This window comes from Duganella qianjiadongensis, from assembly GCF_009857915.1.
Taxonomy (GTDB): Bacteria; Pseudomonadota; Gammaproteobacteria; order Burkholderiales; family Burkholderiaceae_D; genus Rugamonas; species Rugamonas qianjiadongensis.
Genome location: NZ_WWCM01000070.1, coordinates 1 through 581, shown reverse-complemented (window position 1 = coordinate 581; position 581 = coordinate 1). Strand labels below are relative to the sequence as shown.

The 581-nt window shown below is 48.0% G+C and carries 1 pseudogene; it reads right to left on the bottom strand.

Annotation, left to right across the window (positions count from 1 at the left end):
- Positions 1-127 precede the first annotated feature (127 nt).
- Positions 128-334: pseudogene (locus tag GTP27_RS23305) on the bottom strand (IS30 family transposase); the annotation flags it as partial.
- Between the last annotated feature and the right edge of the window lie 247 nt (positions 335-581).

The window sequence follows — 581 nt, the reverse complement described above, 5'->3', positions numbered from 1 at the left end:
AGTTCAACGGGAAACGGGTACTGCTTCTTGGTTTTTGGCTTCTTAGTGGTCATTACGTCGGTCATGGAAAATCCCTTTCGGTATTATTTCATGACCCCGGATTCACACAAAAATTCTGACAGGCTCCTTCTCGCTCAATCAAAGTTAAAGCCAGTCGTGATCGACTACGTTGAGTTGGACGTATCCCACCGGTTTCAGCCAGAATGCCTTGTATCGATGAATGGTTTCGATCAAACATCTGCGCGATCATTTGAAGCGAGTCGCCTTGCTTCCAGCGATCCCACATCATTGCTTTTTGGCTCTCGGAATAATAAATTCTGGGTTTCTGTTTCATGATCGACACTCCCTCAGATGCATGTGCGTTGAGGTTAGAGTGTTGCGATCACCGATTGATTCCGCAGCCGATTGTGGCCGGTTGCGGGCGTATTAAATCAAGCAAGACGGACACCATGGCCAGGTAGAATCTCCTGTATCACTACGAAACGGTGCTCTTTCACTGCGTCATGGAATTTACGATAGTCTGACTCCTCGAAGGCTGGTGTCCAAGCCGGCCTTTCGTCACCGTCATCTTCAGACGTTAT